Source organism: Pedobacter petrophilus (assembly GCF_009674725.1).
GTDB classification, from domain to species: domain Bacteria; phylum Bacteroidota; class Bacteroidia; order Sphingobacteriales; family Sphingobacteriaceae; genus Pedobacter; species Pedobacter petrophilus.
The window spans coordinates 69,039-91,539 of record NZ_WKKH01000003.1 but is presented as its reverse complement, the minus strand read 5'-3'; the positions used below and the strand labels follow the sequence as shown (position 1 = coordinate 91,539).

Annotated in this window: 22 protein-coding genes; 10 read left to right on the top strand and 12 right to left on the bottom strand. The window is 38.3% G+C overall.

The annotated features are described in order from the left end of the window. Positions 1 to 42: 42 nt before the first annotated feature. Entirely contained in the window at positions 43 to 3,066 is a 3,024-nt protein-coding gene (locus GJU39_RS02735; RefSeq protein WP_154279157.1) for a glycosyltransferase family 117 protein, read from the bottom strand. A gap of 368 nt (positions 3,067 to 3,434) precedes the next feature. Here GJU39_RS02735 and GJU39_RS02725 point away from each other — a divergent pair, with 368 nt between their 5' ends. From GJU39_RS02725 to pth, 3 genes are all read left to right on the top strand, one after another. Then, a complete protein-coding gene (locus tag GJU39_RS02725) occupies positions 3,435 to 4,376 on the top strand; it encodes a ribose-phosphate pyrophosphokinase (RefSeq protein ID WP_154279156.1) in 942 nt (313 codons plus the stop codon). A gap of 91 nt (positions 4,377 to 4,467) precedes the next feature. Continuing rightward, positions 4,468 to 5,052 (top strand): 50S ribosomal protein L25/general stress protein Ctc, encoded by a 585-nt coding sequence (locus GJU39_RS02720; protein WP_154279155.1) that lies wholly within the window; start codon positions 4,468 to 4,470, stop codon positions 5,050 to 5,052. Positions 5,053 to 5,660: 608 nt separating this feature from the next. Then, positions 5,661 to 6,221, top strand: coding sequence for an aminoacyl-tRNA hydrolase (gene pth, locus GJU39_RS02715; protein ID WP_154279154.1), 561 nt, complete (start codon positions 5,661 to 5,663; stop codon positions 6,219 to 6,221). A 135-nt stretch (positions 6,222 to 6,356) separates the two neighbouring features. Here the strand turns inward: pth and GJU39_RS02710 are convergent, their stop codons facing one another. After that, a complete protein-coding gene (locus tag GJU39_RS02710) occupies positions 6,357 to 7,022 on the bottom strand; it encodes a tetratricopeptide repeat protein (protein WP_154279153.1) in 666 nt (221 codons plus the stop codon). Between the two features lie 125 nt (positions 7,023 to 7,147). On the opposite strand from GJU39_RS02710, the gene recF reads away from it, so the two are divergent. Together recF and GJU39_RS02700 are read left to right on the top strand one after the other, a co-directional pair. After that, a complete protein-coding gene (gene recF / locus GJU39_RS02705; protein WP_154279152.1) occupies positions 7,148 to 8,251 on the top strand; it encodes a DNA replication/repair protein RecF in 1,104 nt (367 codons plus the stop codon). Beyond that, positions 8,244 to 8,534 carry a DUF721 domain-containing protein gene (locus tag GJU39_RS02700; RefSeq protein ID WP_154279151.1) on the top strand — a complete coding sequence of 97 codons (291 nt, stop codon included), beginning with the start codon at positions 8,244 to 8,246 and terminating at the stop codon, positions 8,532 to 8,534. The genes recF and GJU39_RS02700 overlap by 8 nt, the downstream gene beginning before the upstream one ends. 50 nt (positions 8,535 to 8,584) lie before the next feature. Here GJU39_RS02700 and GJU39_RS23390 read toward each other — a convergent pair whose 3' ends face one another. The 3 genes from GJU39_RS23390 to GJU39_RS02690 all read right to left on the bottom strand — a co-directional run bounded on the left by GJU39_RS23390 (position 8,585) and on the right by GJU39_RS02690 (position 10,137). After that, positions 8,585 to 8,758, bottom strand: a complete 174-nt coding sequence (locus tag GJU39_RS23390; protein ID WP_167515633.1) for a hypothetical protein — start codon at positions 8,756 to 8,758, stop codon at positions 8,585 to 8,587. Positions 8,759 to 8,815: 57 nt separating this feature from the next. Beyond that, complete coding sequence (locus tag GJU39_RS02695) at positions 8,816 to 9,592, bottom strand: FKBP-type peptidyl-prolyl cis-trans isomerase (RefSeq protein ID WP_154279150.1); 777 nt, start codon at positions 9,590 to 9,592, stop codon at positions 8,816 to 8,818. A 125-nt stretch (positions 9,593 to 9,717) separates the two neighbouring features. Then, positions 9,718 to 10,137, bottom strand: a complete 420-nt coding sequence (locus GJU39_RS02690; protein ID WP_056088170.1) for a nucleoside-diphosphate kinase — start codon at positions 10,135 to 10,137, stop codon at positions 9,718 to 9,720. A 221-nt stretch (positions 10,138 to 10,358) separates the two neighbouring features. On the opposite strand from GJU39_RS02690, the gene GJU39_RS02685 reads away from it, so the two are divergent. From GJU39_RS02685 to GJU39_RS02675, 3 genes are all read left to right on the top strand, one after another. Continuing rightward, positions 10,359 to 11,369, top strand: a complete 1,011-nt coding sequence (locus tag GJU39_RS02685) for a DHH family phosphoesterase (RefSeq protein WP_154279149.1) — start codon at positions 10,359 to 10,361, stop codon at positions 11,367 to 11,369. A gap of 36 nt (positions 11,370 to 11,405) precedes the next feature. Next, complete coding sequence (locus tag GJU39_RS02680; RefSeq protein WP_154279148.1) at positions 11,406 to 12,371, top strand: FKBP-type peptidyl-prolyl cis-trans isomerase; 966 nt, start codon at positions 11,406 to 11,408, stop codon at positions 12,369 to 12,371. A gap of 70 nt (positions 12,372 to 12,441) precedes the next feature. Next, positions 12,442 to 13,380, top strand: a complete 939-nt coding sequence (locus GJU39_RS02675) for an FKBP-type peptidyl-prolyl cis-trans isomerase (RefSeq protein ID WP_154279147.1) — start codon at positions 12,442 to 12,444, stop codon at positions 13,378 to 13,380. A gap of 128 nt (positions 13,381 to 13,508) precedes the next feature. Here the strand turns inward: GJU39_RS02675 and GJU39_RS02670 are convergent, their stop codons facing one another. The 4 genes from GJU39_RS02670 to yiaA form a co-directional block, all read right to left on the bottom strand. Then, entirely contained in the window at positions 13,509 to 13,982 is a 474-nt protein-coding gene (locus GJU39_RS02670; RefSeq protein ID WP_154279146.1) for a CYTH domain-containing protein, read from the bottom strand. Beyond that, on the bottom strand, positions 13,982 to 15,931 hold the full coding sequence (locus GJU39_RS02665; RefSeq protein WP_154279145.1) for a beta-N-acetylhexosaminidase: 1,950 nt from the start codon (positions 15,929 to 15,931) through the stop codon (positions 13,982 to 13,984). The genes GJU39_RS02670 and GJU39_RS02665 overlap by 1 nt, the downstream gene beginning before the upstream one ends. 138 nt (positions 15,932 to 16,069) lie before the next feature. Beyond that, the gene (locus tag GJU39_RS02660; RefSeq protein WP_154279144.1) at positions 16,070 to 16,774 is read right to left on the bottom strand and encodes a gamma-glutamyl-gamma-aminobutyrate hydrolase family protein; all 705 of its coding nucleotides are present in this window, start codon (positions 16,772 to 16,774) and stop codon (positions 16,070 to 16,072) included. Between the two features lie 136 nt (positions 16,775 to 16,910). Continuing rightward, positions 16,911 to 17,318 carry an inner membrane protein YiaA gene (yiaA, locus tag GJU39_RS02655; protein ID WP_154279143.1) on the bottom strand — a complete coding sequence of 136 codons (408 nt, stop codon included), beginning with the start codon at positions 17,316 to 17,318 and terminating at the stop codon, positions 16,911 to 16,913. A 174-nt stretch (positions 17,319 to 17,492) separates the two neighbouring features. Between yiaA and GJU39_RS02650 the strand changes: the two genes are divergently transcribed. After that, positions 17,493 to 18,983, top strand: coding sequence for an NAD(P)H-hydrate dehydratase (locus GJU39_RS02650; RefSeq protein WP_245227654.1), 1,491 nt, complete (start codon positions 17,493 to 17,495; stop codon positions 18,981 to 18,983). A gap of 308 nt (positions 18,984 to 19,291) precedes the next feature. After that, positions 19,292 to 19,993 (top strand): AIM24 family protein, encoded by a 702-nt coding sequence (locus GJU39_RS02645; RefSeq protein ID WP_154279142.1) that lies wholly within the window; start codon positions 19,292 to 19,294, stop codon positions 19,991 to 19,993. Between the two features lie 65 nt (positions 19,994 to 20,058). Here the strand turns inward: GJU39_RS02645 and GJU39_RS02640 are convergent, their stop codons facing one another. The 3 genes from GJU39_RS02640 to lipA form a co-directional block, all read right to left on the bottom strand. Then, positions 20,059 to 20,913 carry an anti-sigma factor domain-containing protein gene (locus GJU39_RS02640; RefSeq protein ID WP_154279141.1) on the bottom strand — a complete coding sequence of 285 codons (855 nt, stop codon included), beginning with the start codon at positions 20,911 to 20,913 and terminating at the stop codon, positions 20,059 to 20,061. 1 nt (position 20,914) lies between these two features. Then, positions 20,915 to 21,466, bottom strand: a complete 552-nt coding sequence (locus GJU39_RS02635) for an RNA polymerase sigma factor (RefSeq protein ID WP_342448166.1) — start codon at positions 21,464 to 21,466, stop codon at positions 20,915 to 20,917. 114 nt (positions 21,467 to 21,580) lie between these two features. Next, positions 21,581 to 22,474 carry a lipoyl synthase gene (gene lipA, locus GJU39_RS02630; protein WP_154279139.1) on the bottom strand — a complete coding sequence of 298 codons (894 nt, stop codon included), beginning with the start codon at positions 22,472 to 22,474 and terminating at the stop codon, positions 21,581 to 21,583. Between the last annotated feature and the right edge of the window lie 27 nt (positions 22,475 to 22,501).

Genomic DNA, 22,501 nt, shown 5'->3' with positions numbered 1-22,501 from the left:
AAATTGTAGCTGTTTATAGGTTGAAATTTAAAAGTTTATTTGCTATCCGGCCACAAAGGGCGAAAATCGATTTAACAGCGTAATATATTTGGCTTCAATTTTTTTGCTTAGTTCCCGCTGTTTAAAGGTATCAGTCAGTTTGATCATTTGGCTCATCACACTCATATACACCCTCACATTCTGCTCAGATGCCAGATACCCCTTACTTTCAGATATATCAGCTAAATGAATCAGTTCTTTATCAAAATAGTCTGCTGATTTATTAATCAATTCGTTTGCACGCTTTAAATCGTTGATCCGGTATAAACCTTCAGTAAAATAAAAAGAACTCATTGCTTGCCTGGAGGTGTAAAACTGATCAGGAATTACATCAAAATACTTATCAGCCACTTTTTTGCTTTTGGTAATGTCGCCTTCATTTACCAATCCACTTAATAAACCGGCAAACATATTCGAAAACATGGCTACATCATCAGCCGATTGCCGGCCTAGATGATTTGCATGTTTAATATTGCCGAAACCATAAGTGTTCACCAGGTTGTTATACATCGGTTTTACATTTATAGGTTCCGATTCATCCGGCGCCGGGGCTGGTTTGAGTGGAAGTAATCTCCTGCTTACCCCTTCTGTATACAGATATTTATCCAGTCCAAGATATTGTTCCGTTGGCATTGCTCCGGTAAAATAGATCGGGCGTTCCCAATGGTTATGCACCAGGATGTCGAATAAAGCCAGTGTTCCTTTGGTTACATATCCCTGGTTGAATGTCCATTGAATACTATCGGCAATTTTTCCGGCGTCTTCCTTTGGTACAGTTCCGGTATCCAGCACTTGCTGAGGATTTACGGTCAGTTTCAGATTCTTCGTAGGTAAAACATTATACTTCGAGCCGTCGCTCATCGTAACCTTATCATCATCGTTATCGGATAAAAGGATATCTAAAATTTGCTGCAGTTCCACATGCTGTGCAACTTTATAGTCCTGAAAATACATGATATCCCTCGTGCCTTCTACATATTGGGCCTGTTTCATGGTAATAGGAAGCGGCGCCGATTGATTTTGCTTTCTCCGCATTCCGTCAATGTACCAGTCTGCAGTAAACAAACTCAGGTTCACAATTCTCACATCCGGACGCACATTTTCCACTTCCTGAACATACCAAAGCGGATAAGTATCGTTATCGCCATAAGTAAACAAGATCGCGTTTGGCGCACAAGATTTAAGGTAATTCACAGACATGTCTTTCGCTACAGAACTATCAGAGCGATTATGGTCGTCCCAACCTTGATTAGCCATAATTACCGGCGCGGCAAATAATGCCAGGGCCGATGCGAAAATACCGGCGCGTTTGGGCGTGAATTTTTCGAAAATCCATTCCTTCAGCCCAAAAACACCTAAGCCAATCCAAATGGCAAAAGCATAGAAAGAACCTACATAAGCATAATCCCTTTCCCGCGGCTCAACCGGAACAGAATTTAAGTAAATCACTATCGCGATGCCAGTAAAAATAAATAACAAACCAATAATGCCAGCATCTTTTTGGTTTCTTTTGAAGTGCCAGACTGCTCCAATTAATCCGATAATGAGCGGCAGAAAGAAGAAACGATTATAGGATTTGTTTTCTACAATAGATGGAGGGAGATTTTTTTGATCACCTAAGCGAATGGCATCAATAGGTTTTATACCACTTAGCCATGCGCCGTCAGTTCCGCCGTGTTGCCCGTCTTCATTATCTTGTCTGCCCACAAAATTCCACATAAAATAGCGCACATACATTTGCCCGGCTTGAAACGAAAACAGATACTTTAAGTTATCAGTGAGCGATGGTTGATGTTCGTCGTTAAAACCCATATAGTTTTTGTAAAACCTGATGTGCTCAGGTTTATCACTGTACATTCTTGGCAAGGGCGTTTTATCCGCGAATACGTAAGCCGATTTTTTACCTGCCGGTTCGTACCGGTGTTCGCCTTTGCGCAGAATTTCTCCAGTTTCTTTAATATCTGTTTTTTGCGAGTTGTAGTTCTCTCCAAAAAATAAAGGCCGGTCGCCATATTGGTCTCTGCCCACATATCTTGAAAAAGAATATACATTATCTACGTTATAATTGTTCAGGTTTGGCTTTGCCTGTGCCCTGATAATCAATAACGCAAAGGAACTATATCCGAAAACAAGCAACACCGTAAAAAGCATGATCAGGTTTAGTACTCTTTTGTTTTGAAGGATAGAATACCTGATGCCGTAAATTAAGCCGCCGATAACTAAAACTGCGAAGCATATGATGCCGGTTCCAAAACCAAAGCCCAGCTTATTCACAAAGAAATAATCAAAATTCGCAGCAATAGCGATGAGGTATTGGATTACCCCAAATTGCACAATTGCTAATCCGAAGATGGAAAGGAGAAAGGCTTTCAGGATGCCTGTCCAGTTTGGCGATGCTACTTTTTTAAAATAGTAAACAAAAATGATTGCTGGAATGGCCAGCAGGTTTAGGATGTGGATACCAATAGAAATCCCCATAATATAAGCTACAAAAAGAAGCCAGCGATCTGCTGTTGGTTCTTCAGCCTGAGATTCCCATTTCAAAATTCCCCAAAATACCACAGCGGTGCAAAGCGATGAAAGCGCATAAACTTCTGCTTCTACTGCAGAAAACCAAAAACTATCAGAAAAGGCATAGGCCAGTGCACCCACTATACCAGCACCAATAACGGTAATGATATTTTGATTGCTGAGCGTTTCATTCTTTTTATTAATTGTCTTTTTCGCCAAAGCAGTGATGGTCCAGAATAAAAACATAATGGTTCCGGCGCTTGCCAGTGCAGAAGAAAGATTAATGAAATAAGCAACTTTAGTTTTATCTCCAAAGGCAAATGCAGCAAATAACCGCTGAATCATCGAAACCATTGGGGCGCCCGGTTGGTGAACAACCTCCATTTTGTACGCCGAAGCGATAAATTCGCCGCAATCCCAGAAGCTTACAGATTGATCTAATGTTAGGATATAAGTGGTTGCAGCAATGATAAAACATATCCAACCGCCAATAGTGTTAATCTTTGGGTAGTTCATAGTGAAAATTTAGTCTTTGATAATAAATGATTTAAGTGGTTCTTGCTTAAAAATGTCGTAGAAAAAAATAAAATGTTGCATACCCTATCATGATTTTTTTATCTTTGCAATGCAAAACGGAAGAGCAGGAAAGAAATTAAAAATATTTTAAAATCGCTCTTGCATAATTAAAATAAGCTTCCTACATTTGCATTCCCTTTCGGGGGTATAACCTCGAAAAAGTTTGTCCGATAGTATAAGGGTAGTACGACAGTTTTTGGTACTGTTTGTCTTGGTTCGAATCCAGGTCGGACAACAAATTTATCATCGGATCGTGTTTTTAAATAACATGATCCGATTTTTTTTAACCCGTAAACTACACACGGATCATGCCATTGCAGTTTAACCCGGTAAAGTTATTTTCCGGAACAGGTTCTAGAGGATTATCACTAAAAATTGCTGAAAGTTATGGCAAGCCCCTTGGTGATGTTACTATCCATAAATTTAGCGATGGAGAATTTCAACCTTCTTTCGATGAATCTATCCGTGGCTGCGATGTTTTTTTAATCCAATCTACTTGTCAACCCAGCGATAACTTAATGGAGCTTTTGCTAATGGTTGATGCCGCTAAAAGAGCATCTGCACATTATATTACAGCAGTTGTTCCTTATTATGGTTTGGCCCGGCAGGATAGAAAAGATAAACCTCGTGTAGCAATTGGTGCTAAACTGGTAGCGAATTTGTTAAAATCTGCGGGTATTCACCGCATCATGACCATGGATTTGCATGCTGCTCAGATTCAGGGTTTTTTTGATATACCGGTAGATCACTTAGATGGATCGGTTATTTTTGTACCTTATATTAAAAGCTTAAAGCTTCCAAACCTTACTATTGCATCGCCAGATATGGGAGGCTCCTACCGGGCACGTACTTTTGCAAAGTTTTTTAATGCTGAAGTAATTATCTGTGATAAACGCCGTAAACGTGCCAATGAAATCGAATCAATGTCGATTATTGGTGATGTAACCGGACAAGATGTAGTATTAATTGATGATATCTGCGACACTGCCGGGACTTTATCTAAAGCTGCGGCTTTAATTATGGAGAATGGTGCGGCGAGTGTGAGAGCAGTTTGTACACATGCTGTATTATCTGGCAAAGCTATAGAAACAGTAGAAAATTCTGTATTAACAGAGTTAATCGTTACAGACACCATTCCTTTAAGAATGGAAAGTGAAAAAATCAGAGTGCTGAGTACAGCCAGTTTATTTGCAAGGGCAATTGCCAATGTAAACGAGCATGGTTCAATTAGCGACTTGTTTAATGTGTAAAATTAGGTAGAAGGTATAGGATTGAGGGCTTAAGGCTTTGATATCAAATACAATACTGAATACCTGCTATTAATAAATAAATATAAATAAAATGAAAACAATCGCAATTAGCGGTTCTCCAAGAGAGAACGTAGGGAAACGCGATGCCAAGGAACTTCGTTACGAAGGTAAGGTTCCGGCGGTATTGTATGGTGGAAAAGAGCAACAACACTTTGCTGTAGTTATTGCTGATCTAAGAGACGTAATCTATACTCCGGAAGTAAACTTTGTTGAAATTGATGTTAACGGTACTAAAACAAAAGCTATCGTAAAAGACATGCAGTTTCACCCACTTACTGACGTATTGATGCACATCGATTTTCTTCAGTTATTTGACGAAAAAGAAATCGTTATGGAAATCCCGGTTAACTTAACAGGAACTTCTCCAGGTGTTAAAATGGGGGGTAAGATGGTTCAGAAATTACGTAAACTTCGTGTTAAAGCATTGCCTAATAAAATGCCGCAAAGCGTTGAAGTGAGCATTGCTAAATTAGAAGTTGGCACTTTGGTTCGCGTTCGTGATATTGAAGGTGATGGATATGTAATTACGAATACTCCAGAAGATACAATCGTATCAGTAGGAATGAGTAGAGCATTGAAACAAGCAGAAACTGAAGCTGCTAAAGGTAAAAAATAGTCAGCACTACTTGATTATAAGGAACGGCCCGGATTTATTCGGGCCGTTTTTTTGTTGCCTTTTTAAAGTTTATGAATTTATTTTCTTTGAAAAATCTTTCCTTCCAAAATAACAAGGTGCTATTGCTAAGAGGCAGTCAGCTGAAGCCAGACTGCAATGAATTTAATGGCACAATCTACATAGATGAGGCTCTATAATAGGATTTCTTAATCTAGCTTTTTTGCAATGGACACGAGTATTATTTTAAAGAGGCAGTTAGCTGAAGCCAGACTGTAATGAATTGAATGGCACAATCTACATAGATGAGGCTCTATAATAGGATTTCTTAATCTAGCTTTTTTGCAATGGAGACGATGTATTATTTTAAAGAGGCAGCCGGTTGAAGCCAGACTGCAATGAATTGAATGGCAGATTCATATCGATAGTTTTTAGGCGATAGGATTGCTTAATCTGATCTTCCTGGTTGTTCTTTTTCTTTTCTCGTCTGCCGTTTTTACGCTTTGGGTCTTTAGTCTTTGTTCCTTGCTCCTTTTTCTTTTCTCTTTTCGTGCCTTGTTCTTTCTTCTTTTCCCTTGGTCTTTCCGCTCTAAGCTTTTACCTTTGCGGCTATGAAATATCTTATAGTGGGCTTGGGTAATATCGGTCCGGAATATGCACATACCAGGCATAATATTGGATTTGATATTGCTGATGAACTGGTAAAAGGCTTAGACGGAAGTTTCGATAATATCCGTCTGGCTTATTATGCAGAAGTAGGTTTTAAAGGAAAAAAACTTCATGTCATTAAACCAACCACTTTTATGAACCTGAGTGGTAAGGCAGTAAACTATTGGATGAAAGAATTGAAGATTGCTCCTGAAAACGTATTGGTTGTAGTTGATGATTTGGCACTTCCATTAGGTAAACTGCGTTTGAAACTCCAGGGATCAAGCGCTGGCCATAACGGCTTAAAAAGTATAGAAGAAGTATGTGGTGGTCAGAACTATGCCAGGTTAAGGTTTGGTATTGGTAGCGATTATCCGAAGGGGAGGCAAATAGATTTCGTTTTAGGGAAATTCGATAAGGATGAACAACTGGAACTGCCAGCGTTAGTCGATAAGAGCGTAGAATTAATTAAGAGTTATGTAACCATCGGTCCGGCACATACCATGACTGCCTTTAATAAATAAATCTGGCACTATACGTTCTGTACATGTTCAGTAGCCTTTGCCGTTTTAATTCCCGGAGGCAATTGAAAAATCCAAGCATAAAAAAAGACCATCTTTCGATGGTCTTCCATATTTTATAATATTCTAATTTCTATACTATTTCACTTGTGCCTGTGCTCTGGCAAGGTAAGCATCTACCATTTGTGCTTCAGCACTTTCTGGGTATTGCGTTTTAATTTTAGTATAAGCATCAACAGCACCACCAAAATCTTTAAGATTTTCATTGACCAATCCTAATTTCTTAAGGAACATAGGAGAAGTAAATTTACTTGCCTTATCTGATGCTTTTTTGTAATAAGTAGCCGCTTGTTTGTAATCTTTTAATTCGCTGTAAGCATCTCCTAATAAGCCTAAAGCCAAAGGATCTGCAACCGGACTCCCTGTAGCACTATATTTTCCCAATGCATCAATTGCTTGTTTATATTCACCTTTACGTAAATAAATCCCACCTAAATAAAGATTGGCAAGATTAGCAGATTTTGTATTGTCGTATTCTTCCGCAATTTGCGCTAAACCAGGATAGCCACCTTCACCTTTTACTGCTTTGTTCGATAATGAATCGATGCCTACATAGGATTCAGACTTAAACATTTTGCTTGCAGCCTCTTCAGCACGGCCTTTTAAGTACACATTTTGATACCAAAAATATACACCAATTAATAAAACAACAGCGCCAGCGATAAATAGCAGGCTCTTGTTATTTTCCTGTAAAAATGAACCTTTTTTGATAGGTTGAGTAGTTTGGTTATCTATTGTAGACATGTTTGTTTAAAAAATTTAAGATTGCAAAAATACATTTTTCAATCAAAGTATCAATCTTTATTTTGAAGTATTTAATTAAACATTAGTTATTTAGAGGTTAAAAAAGGGTAAATTGCGCCATATTTATGTGGTTAAAGAATATTACGCTTCTAAATTTTAAAAACTATTGTGATGCAGATCTCCGGTTTTCTGATACTGTAAATGTTTTTACTGGTGATAATGGCTCTGGAAAAACAAATATGCTCGATGCAATTCATTATTTATGCCTCTGCAAAAGCTATTTTAATCCTATTGATGGTCAGCAAATTAAAACAGGAACAGATCTTTTCATGATTCAGGGTGATTTTGATCGGAACGAACGCAATGATAAAATTACTTGTGGCGTTAAACGAAATCAGAAGAAACAATTTAAGCGTAACAAGAAGGAGTACGAAAAACTTGCCGATCATATCGGCCTTTTTCCAGTGGTAATGGTTTCGCCTTACGATGTGAACCTTATTATGGAAGGTAGTGAGGAAAGGCGCAAATTTATTGATAATGTGATTTCTCAAACGGATTCGCACTATCTCGATCAATTAATTGCATATAACCGGATCCTGCTTAACAGAAATGCTTTTTTAAAGCAGATCGCCATCACCAGGAAATACGATCCAACTTTATTAGAAATTCTGGATGAACAACTGGTAACTGCCGGAAATAAAATATTTGCTACCAGAAAGACTTTCATGGATGATTTTATCCCGCTCTTCAACGAATATTATCTGTACCTTACCGAAAACAAGGAAATGGTTTCTTTAAATTATCAATCTCAGCTGATTGATGTTCCTTTCGAAACGCTGTTGAAAAAATCAGTAGAAAAAGACAGGGTATTGGAACGTACTACAACGGGGATCCATAAAGATGAGCTGGCTTTCGAAATTAGTGAGATGCCGCTGAAGAAGTTCGGCTCGCAAGGGCAGCAAAAGTCCTTTTTAATTGCGCTGAAACTAGCCCAATATGCTTATCTGGCAAAGAACAAAGGTTTCAAACCGCTATTGCTTCTGGATGATATTTTTGATAAACTGGATGATCACCGGGTGAAAAAATTAATGCAAATGGTGTCTCACCGGGATTTCGGACAAATATTTATCACGGATACCGGAAAAGAAAGAGTAAAATCAGTTTTTGAAAAAATACAAGTTGATGTAACTTTGTTTGAAGTTAGGGAGGGACAAATAAGCCATGCGTAAACCGAATGATATAACAATGAAAGATGCCATCAGCAAAATGCTAGATGTGTATCGTTTGCGCCGAAAATTTGATGAAACTTCTATTCTGTCCATATGGCCCGAAATTATGGGTACAGCCATTGCAAACAGAACGACACAGATTTATATTAAAGACAAGAAGCTTTTTATCAGAATAGAATCTTCTGTAATCAAAAATGAACTGGTAATGGTACGCCAGGGAATCATCCAGAAACTAAACGAACATGCAGGAAGTATCGTTATTAATGAAATGATATTTCTCTAGGTAATAAGAAACTAAAAGGGTTAATTTATTAAAATTAACCCTTTTTTGTTTTACCTTCTTCCACCAAAAATTTTCGAAAGGATCCAGATCAGTAGTGCAACTACAATTACAACTACGATTATGCCAGACCAAAGGCCAGCTTTAAATATACCTCCTACCAGTTCACAACTGCTTAAGGTAGTGCATAAAAATGCGATTAGTGCTATTGGAAATATTCTTTTCATATGATGCTAATTTTCTAATAGCTAACATCGAATGATAAAGAAAGTTTTAATAAAAGCTTATTTGCCGTTAACTTTAAGCAATTCTACTTCAAAAATTAAGGTGCTATATGGTGGAATATCTGCTCCGGCACCACGCTCGCCATAAGCCAGTTGGTAAGGGATAAAGAATTTATACTTCGATCCTGCCGGCATCAATTGTACGCCTTCTGTCCAGCCCGGAATCACCCGGTTTAATGGAAAGCTAATCGGCTCGCCGCGATCGTAAGAACTGTCAAATTGTTTACCGTTTAATAATGTGCCCTTGTAATGTACCAGTACAGAATCAGTTGCAATTGGTTTAACACCGGTTCCGGCTGTTAAAACTTCATACTGTAGGCCACTGGCAGTAGTTTGTACACCCGCACGTTTTTTGTTCTCGTCTAAGAAATCTTGTCCTTCTTTCATAATTGGTCCGTATTTAATTTTATTTGCTGCAGCCTCAGTTTTGTTTTTTACTGCTGCTGCTTTTGACATTGCTGCGTTAATGGTTTCCTGAGCTTGCGATTGTGTTAAAAGTGCTTTTCCGCTAGTAAATGAATCTTTTAAACCTTTTAAAAGTACTTCATAATTTAATGTAGTCAATCCGGTAGATTTCAAGCCCGCACCAATTGAGGTGCCAAAAGCATAACTGGTAGAATCTAAAGGTGATCTTAAACCAGAAACCACTGTTGTGGTTCTAGTGGTCGTTGTTGTTATCGTTTTTTTAGTAGCCGGCTTTTTAGCAACAGGTTTTTTTTGAGCGTATGATGCAATTGTAACTGTTGAAAGGCATGCCGCTAGGAGAATTGTTTTCATTTAAGGTGTATGATTTAAAACGATTGGATGGTTCGAATATTTCAGGTCCGAAAGATACAAAATTGATAAAACAATAAAACCCCGAAAATATCGAGGTTTTAAAAATAAATGTTTTTGATCAGCAATTAGAAACGCTCATCAGCTTTGAAGAAAAAGTTACCTTCAATTTCTGCATTCTCATCAGAATCTGAACCGTGTACTGCGTTTGCATCAATAGATTTAGCATATTTCTGACGGATGGTACCTTCAGCCGCTTCTGCGGGATTAGTAGCGCCAATTAATTTTCTGAAATCTTCGATTGCATTATCTTTTTCCAGGATAGCAGCAACGATTGGTCCTGAAGACATGAAGCTTACTAAATCTTTGTAAAAAGGACGCTCTGCATGAACTGCGTAAAACTGACCAGCAGTTTCGTCAGTTAACTTAGTATATTTTAATGCAATGATTTTGAAACCCGCATTGGTAATGTCGTTTAAGATTGATCCGATATGGCCGTTTGCAACTGCATCAGGCTTGATCATGGTAAAAGTTCTGTTAGTGCTCATTGTGTTTGAATATCAATTTGCTGCAAAACTACGTTTTAATTGATGAATAACCAATAACTGATACATAAGAATAGGAGAGGTTTTGATGTTCCTGACTTAGATAAAGCAGTTTGAGCTGATTTTCGACCATTTATTATGCTTTGTTTAATATGTCGCCAGGCTAAACTTAAAATGCTTTAATCCTATTTTAAAAATCCTTAGCTTTGCAACGCAAAAAATATATGCTTACACTACCTGAGTTAAAATCTTTACTGGCTACGCCACAGCGCATTGTTATTACTACCCATCATAAACCGGATGGTGATGCGATGGGTTCATCATTAGGTTTATATGGTTACTTTATACAAAAAGGTCATCATGTTAAAGTGATTACACCAACCGATTATCCAACCTTTTTACACTGGATGCCTAATAATTCTGATGTAATTATTTTTACGGAAGAGTTGGAAAAGGCAGCCAAATTGATTGATGAAGCAGCCTTAATTTTTTGTCTGGATTTCAATACGCTCAGCCGAATCAATGAATTAGGGGAGCTGGTAAGAGCTGCAGGTGCGAAAAAAGTGATGATAGATCACCATTTAGAACCTGAAGATTTTGATGATTACCGCCACTGGGATATTAATGCATGTGCTGCAGCGCAATTGGTTTACGATTTTATTGTAAATCAACTGGAAGATAAAGCGGGGATTAATAAAGACGTTGCTGCTTGTTTATATACTGGAATTATGACCGATTCCGGATCATTCCGTTTTCAGTCTGCTACCTCTGATGTTTACAGAATCGCAGCCGAACTGATTGATTTAGGTGCAGAACACTGGAAAATCCATCAGCAGGTTTACGATAACGCAAGCGAAGACCGGTTACGTTTCTTAGGTTACTGCTTATCTAACAAGCTGCAAGTAATCAGAGAATACAATACCGCAATTATCTCCGTAACCAAAGAAGAACTTGCGCAATTTCACAGTACCACAGGCGATACCGAAGGTGTGGTAAATTATGCACTTTCTATCAATGGCATCCGGCTGGCCGCTTTGATTATAGAGCGTACTGATAAGGTGAAACTTTCGGTAAGGTCTACCGGTGATTTTCCTGCCAACGAAATCTGTAAAAAATATTTTAATGGCGGCGGACATAGAAATGCTGCTGGTGGCGCATCAGAGAAGCCTTTAAATGAAGTGGTAAATGAATTTAAATCCATTTTAGAAGAATATAAAAACCAATTAATTGCGTAAAGCAAATAACCAAATTAAATAAAGTTTAAATACAAAATGAAAAAAGGAATAATTGTTCTTGTAGCAGCTACGTTAGGTTTAGCAGCGTGTAACAAAGAAAAAAAAGGTGCTGGTGGTTTATTGTATACCGTTCACCATTCTGAAGGTAAAGAGAAAATCAAAGAAGGTGATATCGTTAAGATGAACTTCATTCAGAAAAATGATAAAGATTCGGTATTGGGAAGTACTTACGATAATGAAAATCCACAAGTTTTTCCTGTTCAGAAAAAAATGTACGCTGGTGATATGAATGATGTATTAACTTTATTTGGGGAAGGCGATAGTGCAACCTTTAAAGTTAACCTGGATACCATGGCTTTTTATAGCAAACAGCCAAAACCAGAACAATTCAAAAAAGATAAATACATCACGTTCACGATCAAAGTAGAAAAAGTTTTCAAAAAGAATGCTGGCGAAGCTGATTCTACATTCAACAAAAGAGCTGGTGAATTTTTCCAGGCAGATTTCAAAGCTAGTGCTGAGAAAAAGAAAGGTGCTGAAGATGGTAAAATTAAAGCTTACGTTGCTGATAACAATCTAAAAACACAAACTTCTGCAAGTGGTTTACAGTACATCATTACTGCTCCTGGAAATGCAGAACGTGCACAATTAGGTGATACCGTTACTTTAAACTACACTGGTAAATTGGCTAAAAAAGATGCTAAAGGTAAATACCCTGTATTTGATACCAGCGATGAGAAAATTGCTAAAGCTGAAAATAAATTCCAGGCTGGCAGACCATATGGCCCAACCAAAATGGCTTTAGGCGGAACAATCCCTGGCTTTACTGAAGCATTACAATTAGTAGGTAAAGGTGGAAAAATCACCGCTATTATTCCTTCTAAATTAGGATATGGCGAGCAAGGTGCACCACAAGTAGGTATTATGCCTTACAATCCAATAGTTTTCGATATCGAGATTACTGATATTAAAAAAGCACCTGCAGCAGCAGCAAAAAAATAAATTTAAAATAGATAAAAGTGTTGTTCAATCGGGCAACACTTTTTTTATGTTCAATTACGGCGTATAAGAAATGAAAAAAGGGGTTATTATTTTATTGGCAGCAGCATTAGGTTTATCTGCCTGTAACAGGTTTGAAAAGGGTGAAGGCGATATGACCTACAAAATTTACAATAGCGAAGGAAAACCTAAGATTCAGGAAGGCGATTTTGTAAAGCTAAATGGTATTCAGATTATTGAAACTAAAAGTGGCGATTCTACATTAGTAAATACTTATGATAACGAGCGCCCTGCATTTTTTCCTATTGGTAAATCGATGTTTAAGGGAGATTTAGCATCAGCGTTAAAGTTATTGGGTGAGGGAGATAGCGCAGTTTTTAAATTGAATTTAGACTCTATGGCCAAATATTCCGGTCAGCCTAAACCAGCAGGTGCAAAAGACAATTTCTCTACCTTTACTATCAAAATTGAAAAGGTGTTACATAAAGCAACGAATGAGGTAGATTCTACTTTTGAGAAAAAGAAAAGATCGTTTTTCGAAGAAGAATATAAAGCCTTAATCGCTAAAAATAAAGCAAGTGAAGCTTCAAAAATTTCAAAATATATTGCCGATAACAGCCTGAAAACACAAACAACAGCATCAGGGTTACAGTATATAATTGAGGCACCGGGAAATGCTCAACGCGCTACCTTAACAGATACCATTATGGTTGACTATACCGGTCAGTTTACGAATAAAAAAGCCGACGGTAAAATCAATGTTTTTGATACTTCAGATGCTAAGATTGCTAAAGATGCAGGGATCTACTCACCAATGGCACAGTATGCTGCCCGTCCGTTGGTTTTGGGTCAACTGGCACCTGGATTTATCGAAGGGGTACAGTTAATTGGTGTGGGTGGTAAAATTAAAATTATCGTTCCTTCTAAATTGGGTTATGGAGAAAACGGAGGTGGTCCGATCAATCCTTTTACCCCACTTGTATTTGATATTTCCTTAAAATCAATTAAATAATGTTGATCATGGGCTACTTCAACGGTAGCTTCATGTTTTAACCCGCATAAAAAAGGCTTAGAATTTAATTTCTAAGCCTTTTTCGTTTAGCTTATGCTTTACTTTAATATTTAAATATAAGGGCCTGATTAATCTGCCCAGGCTTTAAAAGGATACGTGATTAAGTTGGCGTTGTAGTAGCGCTTATCAGTGGTAACTTCTGCATTTACCCAAACCGGGCGTTCAAACTGCTCTTCTTCCGATAAAAGTTCAATTTCTGCTACAATCAAGCCTTCGTTGTCACCGGAAAACACATCTACTTCCCAGGTTTTTCCCTGGTATTCAATTTCGTATCTAATCTTTTCCAGCTCCGATTCACAAAAATTATCCAGCAATTCTGCTGCCTCTTCCAGCGGGATTTCATATTCATATTCCAATCGTGATGCACCGATAGTGATGCCTTTAATTGTTAACCAGGCTTGCGTTTCTGCTATTCGAACGCGGATTGTTTTATTCGGATCATTGGAAATATAGCCCTGCCTTAAGTGTTTTCCGGCAGGTTTATCTAATTGTTCCCATTTTTCACGGTTTAAGAGGAACTTTCTTTCAATTTCTTTCCCCATTATCTTGCTCTTTTTTGTAATTCAGCAATTGATATGCTAATTAGTCTTCCAACTGCCTGTTTGCCTCTATAGGTAATCACGCGAAGCATGTTTGCATCTTTCGGCGGTGTAAGCGCCGAGGCATATTTAGGATAAAAACGATCTGGCATTGAGTTATCAAAACTGTAATAAATATCCAAACCATCAATTTCCGGCGTTAGTTCAATCATCAGTTGTTTATCTGCGCTGCGTTTTACCGTAAAAATCGGATCATAAATGGCTGGTGAATATTTAACTTCAGCAAAATCCAGTCTTTTGAAATGCGCTTCCGTACGATCAATAAAGCTGGTCCAGTTTTTCTTCTCCAAAGGGCTCCAAATCGATTCGGAAATGGCGAATGCACGCGGCCAAACCATATATTGCACCTGGCGGAAATTAAAAATTTGTTCAGTCCAGAGATTTGCCTGTGCGCCTATAATGAATTTCGGATCTGCACCTGCAGGAAGCGGGTTGAATTGATAGGTTTTATTTAAACGTAAAGAGGCATATACTTTTGGCTCGGTGATTAGATCGGCCTGCATGTAATCCAGATAGGCAAATTCAGTGGGACTCATCACTACGTTATGTTTATCTTTCGAAGCCTGAATGCCATATTTTAAACCCCTCCAGCTCATTACCGATGCCGTAGGTGATGCACCACCTTCGAGGATCTCGTCCCATGCCATAAATTTTTTGCCTTTAGAGACTACAATTTGTTCTATACGTTTTTCAAAATAAGCTTGCACCTGCGGGATGGTTTTTAATCCTTCGCGCTGCATCAGTGCTTTCACCTGATCATTCTTTTCCCAGAAGTTGTGCGGAGCTTCATCTCCACCCATGTGAATGTATTCGAAAGGGAAAAGCTTCGCAACTTGTGTAATTACAGAATCCAGAAATACATAAACCTTTTCATTGGCCGGGCAAAGGGTATTATCTACCAACGCAAGCGGCGGTGCCCCGCGGCTCCAGTCCATAATTTTCTCACCGGAACGCACTTTGTAATTCACTGCATCTGGCGTACAGGATAATTCCGGGTAAGCCGCAATTGCCGCTAAACTATGTCCGGGAACATCAATCTCAGGCATGATGTTTACAAAACGATCCTGCGCATATTGTACCAGTTCTTTAATATCTTCCTGCGTATAAAAACCGCCGTAGGTACGTGGCTCATCAGCCGTAGGCGGAATAAAATCGCCGAATGTTCCGGTTTTTTTAACGCTCCAGGCACCAACTTCGGTTAACTTAGGCAAGCCCTTAATTTCTATTCTCCAGCCTTCATCATCAGTTAAGTGGAAATGCAATAAGTTAAACTTATAGCGCACCATGTTATCGATAAATTGCTTTACCTCTTCTTTGGTGAAAAAGTGACGGGCAACATCGAACATTAGCCCTCTCCAACCTAATTTAGGGTAATCAATTACATCAACACAAGGTAATTTCCATTTAACGTTTTCTACTAATTCTTTACTTTCAATTGCCGGGGGAAATAACTGGATTAAAGACTGGACACCCCAAAAAATACCAGCTGGTTTATTTGCAGTAATAACAATTTGAGTAGTGTTTACATTTAGTTTATATCCTTCCAAACCCAGTTGTGGGTCATTTTGGGTATTGAGAATCAACTTAATGGTAGGGTGATTGGCATTTGAAACGGTACTCACAAATTTTCCGGTTGCAGTAGTAATTCGCTCTGATAAGAAATTAATACTCTGCGTTAAACCTTCACCTTTAGCAGCCTGGATACTGATATTAGCAGGCAAAGTGAAAGTTCCGGCTTTTTTCATCAATGAAACCGGTTCAGGAATAATAGCAATTTGCGCCTGAGAAATGGCCGTTTCTGCATCACCTATTTCAGTTTCATTTACCAGGGTTTGTGCATATGCGCCGGCTGTAAAAATACAGCAGGATAGCAAAATGAATAGTTTCTTCATTAAATATGGTACTATAGATTAACTTAAAAGTATAATCTGCAATTTATTAAAAATTTAGAACTTGTTGCGCTTACCATCACTAATCTTTAGGTTCTGGCATTGCTAAGTCGATTTAGTGCCTCCAGCTTTGTTTTACTCCTATTCATGATTAATTATAGCATTTATAAATGCCTCGTGCAGGTTTTTGCTGAAAGGGCTTTGCTGATCGTTCAAACGTTCAGGATGCCATTGTACAAAAAGTAAAAACGATTTTCCGGCCGGTTCCAAACGCTCAATGGCTTCTGCGATTCCATCTGCAGAGATTGCGCTGACTACTAAGCCTTTGCCTACACGATCTGCACTTTGATGGTGATTGCTGTTTACTAAACCGCGGTCGGTATGTACAATTTGCTTAAGCCATGAGGATGGATTGATTAAAATTTCATGATACCGGTCGCTTTTATCCGGCATTTTCGAATGGTCAAATTTACCCCAGGTTGCAATATCAGGGATTAAGGTGCCTCCAAAAAATACATTTCCAACCTGGATTCCCCTGCAAATCCCTAAAACGGGGATATGATTTTCTTCTGTGCAGGCTAAAACTTTAAATTCAAATTCGTCGCGAAGCTCGTCAACATCATCAGCGTGACAGTAAGGATAATACTCAGGGTGATTATAAAACTTCGGGTGAACATCCTCTCCTCCAGTTAGCACAATCCCCTGGCACTTGTATATTTCTTCAAAATTATTCAGTTTATGGCCGAGTTGAATCACTTCCACCCGATTATCATAAGACAGAACCCAGTCCCGGTATAAAGAAAATTTACTACAATCGATTACGCCAATGATTATTTTTTCAGACATTCTCAAGGTATTTTCAGCTAAGTAAGGTTAACAGCATGATCCAAAATTAATGGATATCAGCAAAATTAGTTTGTTGAAAATTTTTATTAAAAAAAGCCAATGCATCGGCATTGGCTTCAATTCATAATTTGACAGGTTAATTCAGGTCTTTGTCTTTGTTGAAGACCTGATTGTCTCTTGTGTTTTTCTGTACCGTAATTGCACCGAAAATGGAAAGTAAAAAGGCGAAGGCATAAAAACCTTTTTCACTCGGTAAGAGTGTCGCATTCCATAAGCCAATTACCAGTAAGGTAATGGTTAACAAAGTGGAGAACCAGCTTATGCCATAGTAAACCTCTGTTACGGGAATGCCTTCCAATTTATCACGCACTGCTTTTTGCAAAGAGATAACCGCAAACAAGCCGAACATCAATACTGTGAAATAATATCCTTTTTCATTTAAAAGCATGTCTGATCGCCACAGGCCTACAATAAAGCCGATCATTCCAATGCCTAATGCCAGCCAGGATGCGGCTATAAATGCATTTGATGGTTTTTGATTCATTTAATTCGAGTTTAATTTGATAGAAAGACGTTACTAATCTGTTAATTATAGTGATTTAAAGGTATATAATTTTAACGATGAGAACGGATAGATGAGAAAAATAAACCTTTGTTGATTGCACCACCAAACAATAATAGCCAAATCATTATTATAGTTTAATCCTAACTTAGTGATATGCAGACTCTACTTACTTCAGCGCAAATGCGCCAGGTTGACGAATTTACCATTGCAAATAAACCAATTGCATCTATTGATTTGATGGAGAAAGCTGCCCGGGCTTTTGTACAAAGCTTTTTGAGAGATGAATTTGATACCAGTAAGCATATTGCAATTTTTTGTGGAAAAGGAAATAATGGTGGAGATGGATTGGCCATTGCACACCTGTTACTCAGTAATGGATACCTTAACATTAAGGTTTACATCACTAATTTCAGCAGTAAGCAAAGTACAGATTTTACCATTAATTTACAGCGTTTAGAAGAATCCCGGTGTAAGAAAGTAATTTTGAATAATGCAGCCGATTTAAAAAACATTAAAGCTGACCTCATTATAGATGCGATTCTGGGATCAGGATTAAATAAGCCATTAGCAGGGGAGTATGCCGAATTGGCCAGTCAGATTAATAAGGCGAAAAAGAAGGTTTATGCCGTAGATGTGCCAACAGGTTTTTTCGCTGAAGGGGAATTACCATCAAATTATAACGGGGTAAGCGCTTTTAAAACAATTTGTTTTCAGCGGCCAAAAATCAATTTCTTTATGCCAGAATCGGTATTGGCTACTGAACAATTTGAAGTGGTGGAAATTGGATTAGATGAAGATTTTATTGAAAAGCAAAACACAGATTTTTATCTTATAGAAGTAAGGGATATTAAAAAAATACTCAAGCCCAGAAAATTATTTAGTCACAAAGGCACCTATGGCCACGCTTTAATTATTGCAGGAAATACCAATACAATGGGTGCCGCTCTATTATCGTCAATGGCCTGTTTACATACCGGTGCAGGATTAATCACTGCCTGCATTCCGCAGAGCGGATTAATTGCACTCAATACCATTCTGCCTGAGGTGATGGCTTTACCACGTGATGAATATACCAGAATTGAGGATCAACATAAATACCAGGCCGTTGCTATTGGTCCGGGTTTAGGAATATCCACAGCGCATGAACATTTGCTTGAAAGTCTGATTGCGATTAACCGGCCGTTAGTTATTGACGCTGATGGCCTGAATATGCTGGCAGAACGACAGGATTTAATAGAAAAACTTCCGCAGTATTCTATTTTAACCCCACACATGAAAGAATTCGACAGGCTTTTTGGTGAGCATAACAGCTGGTGGGAGACGTTGCAAACTGCAAGAACACAGGCCAGGCGACTGAAAATAGTAATTGTGCTTAAGAATCAGTTTACTTTTATTTGTTCGCCCGAAGGTAAAGTATATATTAATCCTACTGGTCATCCGGCTATGGCCCAAGGTGGAATGGGTGATGTGTTAACAGGCGTAATTACTTCATTTCTTGCGCAAAAATACACCGCTCTTAACGCGGCAATTTTAGGTTGTTTCATTCATGGGCAAACTGGCAACGAACTTGCAGACAATCATTTTGTGGTCACCGCTTCTCAAGTCGCCAGCGGAATTTCTACAAGAATACAACAATTAATATAGTATGGCGATTATTGTATTTCATTGCAGTTTAAAGAAGAATAATTTTTAGTAAAGCCTTCTCTTGCTGTTTCCAAAACTGTCCATTTGTTGATGTTTTACTATTAAATAACATTAACATAAATTATTTCGATAAAAATTATTTACGTTAAATCTTTTTAAAAACCCCTTTTAAGAATATTTAAAGGTTAAAAATGATAAGATATTTGTCTAATCTTAAGCTATAGTGACAGAAGGGTTGATAATTTTCGCCAGGTTTGGCTTAGGAATTGATCAGGATTGGCAAAACCGAAAAACAATATCACTAAATTATGGAAACTAAAAAAGAGTATACCTTACAGGAACTCATTCATGAATCTGCAGAAGATCCAAATGAAAATGACTTTTTTGAATTAGAAAAACCAGCGCTACTCGAAGTAAACCTGAGGAATCAGAAGATTATGGCTAAAGCAGGTTCGATGGTTGCCTACATTGGCAATGTCGATTTTAAAAGAGAAGGCCTGTTAAGTAAAGGACTGGGTGGATTATTGAAGAAAGCAATTTCTGGCGAAGGTACATCATTAATGCATGCTGCCGGAACGGGAAAACTTTACCTGGCAGATGAAGGCAAGAAAGTAAAAATCATTAAGCTTCAAAATGAATCTGTTTTTGTGAATGGGAATGATGTTTTAGCACTTGAAGACACCATCAAAAATGAAATCAAAATGTTAAAAAGTGTAGCTGGTATGATGAGCGGCGGCCTTTTTCAGGTGAAATTATCTGGAAGTGGTTACATTGCCATTACCACCCACGGCGAGCCTATTTTATTAAGAGTAAGTGCCAATCAGCCGGTTTATACTGATCCGAATGCTACCGTAGCCTGGTCAGAAAATTTATCTCCTAATATTAAAACCAACCTTACTTTCGGTTCATTTATTGGAAGAGGCAGTGGTGAATCATTTCAGCTTGAATTTTTCGGCGAGGGCTGGGTTTTAGTTCAGCCTTATGAAGAAGTGAAATACGCGCAGAAATAATAACGCATAAAAAAACCGACAATTTTTCGAATTGTCGGTTTTTTTATTTTTTCAGTTTTTTTTATTTACACACCGCCCATTACAGTCAGTTTTTCCATTGTTGGATTTACACTTCCGCCCATGGGTTCAAGTGTAACTGCAAAAGCCTGTGCTTTCTGTATTGTTTGCATCTTTAATAAAGCCTCTCTCGAAGTGGAGTCTGTTTTGCCAAATACGCCCAGACTAACCGGTTTTCCATTTACTAAAGCCCAGAGTTGATATTCATGTTGGGCATCAGCTTTAGGTAAATCTATCGCCAGATAATTAATTACGACACGTTTATCCTTCTTATTCCAGTAAACGTTCATTTTCGATTGCGGACTAATTGCCTGGCCCTGCATTTTAATGGTAGCCCAATCTTTACTCTCGCTCATTTCAACCAGATTATTTAATCCCTGATTACTATATTCCAGTTTGCTAACTACGCCGGCGAATTTTTCTTTATCTAAATTTAAACTTGCAATCTGATCATGCGCATCTGTAAGTTTGCTGTAAGTAACAAATAATGCAGCTGTGCTCATTAACAAAAGTGCAACACAGGCAACAAGTGCATAACGCAAACGTATCACTTTGCCATCACTATGATCAAGCCTCGCTATTTTTGGTTCTGCCTGTAGTGGTAAATCAGCAACTGCACTCGTTTCTTCCTCTATATTAATTCCTAACTTTTGAAATAACTTTGTTTCAACATCTGCAGGAGGTTGTACTGCATTTTGCATGGCAAATTCTTCCATTGCGTATTCAATGGCAGCAAGCTCATCCCGAATTTCCTGATGCTGCGATGCGAGTTCCTTTACCTGTAGCGTTTCCTCGGGCGATAAATCACCTAAAACGTACAGTTCAAGTACTCCAGATTCGATATATGCTTTTAAATTTTCCACGCTAATTAAAACTTCTCCTCAATTCAATAATAGCCAGACGAATGCGGGTTTTCACCGTACCCAATGGCAGATTTAACTTTTCTGCGGCCTCTACATGTGTGTAGCCCTTGTAATAAACTAAATCAAGAACGGCTTGTAAGTCCGGTTTTAGATTTTCAACAAGTTGCTTTATTCCAAGTACATCCGGATTAAAGGTTACCTTGTTTTGTTCATCAACGAAACTTACGTTATTTTCTATATCTTGGTTTTTGAGTGAATTCTTAAAATCTTTAGAACGTAATTTATCAATGGATAAATTGCGGGCGATATTCATCATCCAGGTAAACAATCTTCCTTTAGAATTATCGTAATGTTCGGCAGATTGCCAGATTTTGACAAAGGTCTCTTGCAATACATCTTCTGCAAGTTCTGTATGGGTAATAATTCTGGAAATTACACCATAAAGGGCCGACGAATACATGCTGTACAATGTTTTTAACACTGTAGAATCTTTCGATTGCAGTGCGAGAACGAGCTCAGGTTCGGTTAGAGTTAATTTTTTTAGTGCAGTCACTTTGATTACTAAGATACAATACTGAACACGTAAAGTCAAAAAATGTTTTAATACCGCATTCCCTTACGGAGTGCGATTCTTAAAACATTTCTGAATTTTATATCAAGCTACGTGCTAAGCTATTCCTTCAATTGGGAAAAGGTGTTTTTCTGCGTGATAAGATGAACGTACTAATGGTCCACTCTCCACATATTTTAATCCTTTTGCCATGCCAGCTTCTTTATACATGGCAAATTGATCGGGATGAATCCAGTCTACCACCGGGTGATGATTACGGGTTGGCTGTAAATACTGACCTAAAGTTAGAATGTGCACACCATTTGCAACAAGATCATCCATCGCTTCGAAAATATCTTCTTCAGTTTCTCCTAATCCAAGCATAATGCCTGTTTTAGTTCTCAATCCAAATTCAGAGATTCTTTTTAATGCTTCCAGGCTTCTGTCATATTTGGCTTGAATCCTTACCTGCCTGGTTAAGCGTTTAACCGTTTCCATATTGTGCGAAACTACCTCAGGTCGTTCTTCCAATACGCGGTATAGGTTATCCCACTGGCCTTTAAAATCCGGAATTAAAGTTTCTAAAGTAGTAATCGGGCTCTCCCTGCGAATGGCCTGTAAAGTTTCCGCCCAAATAATAGAACCGCCATCTTTTAAATCATCACGATCTACCGAAGTGATTACACAATGTTTAACGCCCATTAATCGTACTGAATCTGCAATGCGGTTAGGTTCATCAACATCAACAGCTAAAGGACGGCCGGTGGCTACAGCACAGAATGAGCAGCTTCTGGTACAGATGTTTCCCAGAATCATGAATGTTGCAGTACCTGCGCCCCAGCATTCGCCCATATTCGGACAGTTTCCACTTTCGCAAATGGTATGGAGCTTATGTGTATCAACCAAACTGCGCACTTGAGCATATTCTTTGCCCACTGGCAATTTAACACGTAACCAATCCGGCTTACGTTTAACTTCAGTTACAGCAGGTACTACTGGTAAATCAATCATGAAGCAAAGTTAAACAATCCGCGGCAA

Bases quoted from the DNA above. Each gene is read 5' to 3' on its own strand.
- GJU39_RS02710 (WP_154279153.1), bottom strand. From the start codon at position 7,022: ATGTCTACAATAGATAACCAAACTACTCAACCTATCAAAAAAGGTTCA.
- lipA (WP_154279139.1), bottom strand. From the start codon at position 22,474: ATGATTGATTTACCAGTAGTACCTGCTGTAACTGAAGTTAAACGTAAG.
- GJU39_RS02645 (WP_154279142.1), top strand. From the start codon at position 19,292: ATGGAAACTAAAAAAGAGTATACCTTACAGGAACTCATTCATGAATCT.
- GJU39_RS02675 (WP_154279147.1), top strand. From the start codon at position 12,442: ATGAAAAAAGGGGTTATTATTTTATTGGCAGCAGCATTAGGTTTATCT.
- GJU39_RS02680 (WP_154279148.1), top strand. From the start codon at position 11,406: ATGAAAAAAGGAATAATTGTTCTTGTAGCAGCTACGTTAGGTTTAGCA.
- GJU39_RS02660 (WP_154279144.1), bottom strand. From the start codon at position 16,774: ATGTCTGAAAAAATAATCATTGGCGTAATCGATTGTAGTAAATTTTCT.
- GJU39_RS02725 (WP_154279156.1), top strand. From the start codon at position 3,435: ATGCCATTGCAGTTTAACCCGGTAAAGTTATTTTCCGGAACAGGTTCT.
- GJU39_RS23390 (WP_167515633.1), bottom strand. From the start codon at position 8,758: ATGAAAAGAATATTTCCAATAGCACTAATCGCATTTTTATGCACTACC.
- GJU39_RS02665 (WP_154279145.1), bottom strand. From the start codon at position 15,931: ATGAAGAAACTATTCATTTTGCTATCCTGCTGTATTTTTACAGCCGGC.
- GJU39_RS02685 (WP_154279149.1), top strand. From the start codon at position 10,359: ATGCTTACACTACCTGAGTTAAAATCTTTACTGGCTACGCCACAGCGC.
- GJU39_RS02720 (WP_154279155.1), top strand. From the start codon at position 4,468: ATGAAAACAATCGCAATTAGCGGTTCTCCAAGAGAGAACGTAGGGAAA.
- GJU39_RS02700 (WP_154279151.1), top strand. From the start codon at position 8,244: ATGCGTAAACCGAATGATATAACAATGAAAGATGCCATCAGCAAAATG.
- GJU39_RS02690 (WP_056088170.1), bottom strand. From the start codon at position 10,137: ATGAGCACTAACAGAACTTTTACCATGATCAAGCCTGATGCAGTTGCA.
- GJU39_RS02735 (WP_154279157.1), bottom strand. From the start codon at position 3,066: ATGAACTACCCAAAGATTAACACTATTGGCGGTTGGATATGTTTTATC.
- GJU39_RS02695 (WP_154279150.1), bottom strand. From the start codon at position 9,592: ATGAAAACAATTCTCCTAGCGGCATGCCTTTCAACAGTTACAATTGCA.
- recF (WP_154279152.1), top strand. From the start codon at position 7,148: ATGTGGTTAAAGAATATTACGCTTCTAAATTTTAAAAACTATTGTGAT.
- GJU39_RS02650 (WP_245227654.1), top strand. From the start codon at position 17,493: ATGCAGACTCTACTTACTTCAGCGCAAATGCGCCAGGTTGACGAATTT.
- yiaA (WP_154279143.1), bottom strand. From the start codon at position 17,318: ATGAATCAAAAACCATCAAATGCATTTATAGCCGCATCCTGGCTGGCA.
- pth (WP_154279154.1), top strand. From the start codon at position 5,661: ATGAAATATCTTATAGTGGGCTTGGGTAATATCGGTCCGGAATATGCA.
- GJU39_RS02670 (WP_154279146.1), bottom strand. From the start codon at position 13,982: ATGGGGAAAGAAATTGAAAGAAAGTTCCTCTTAAACCGTGAAAAATGG.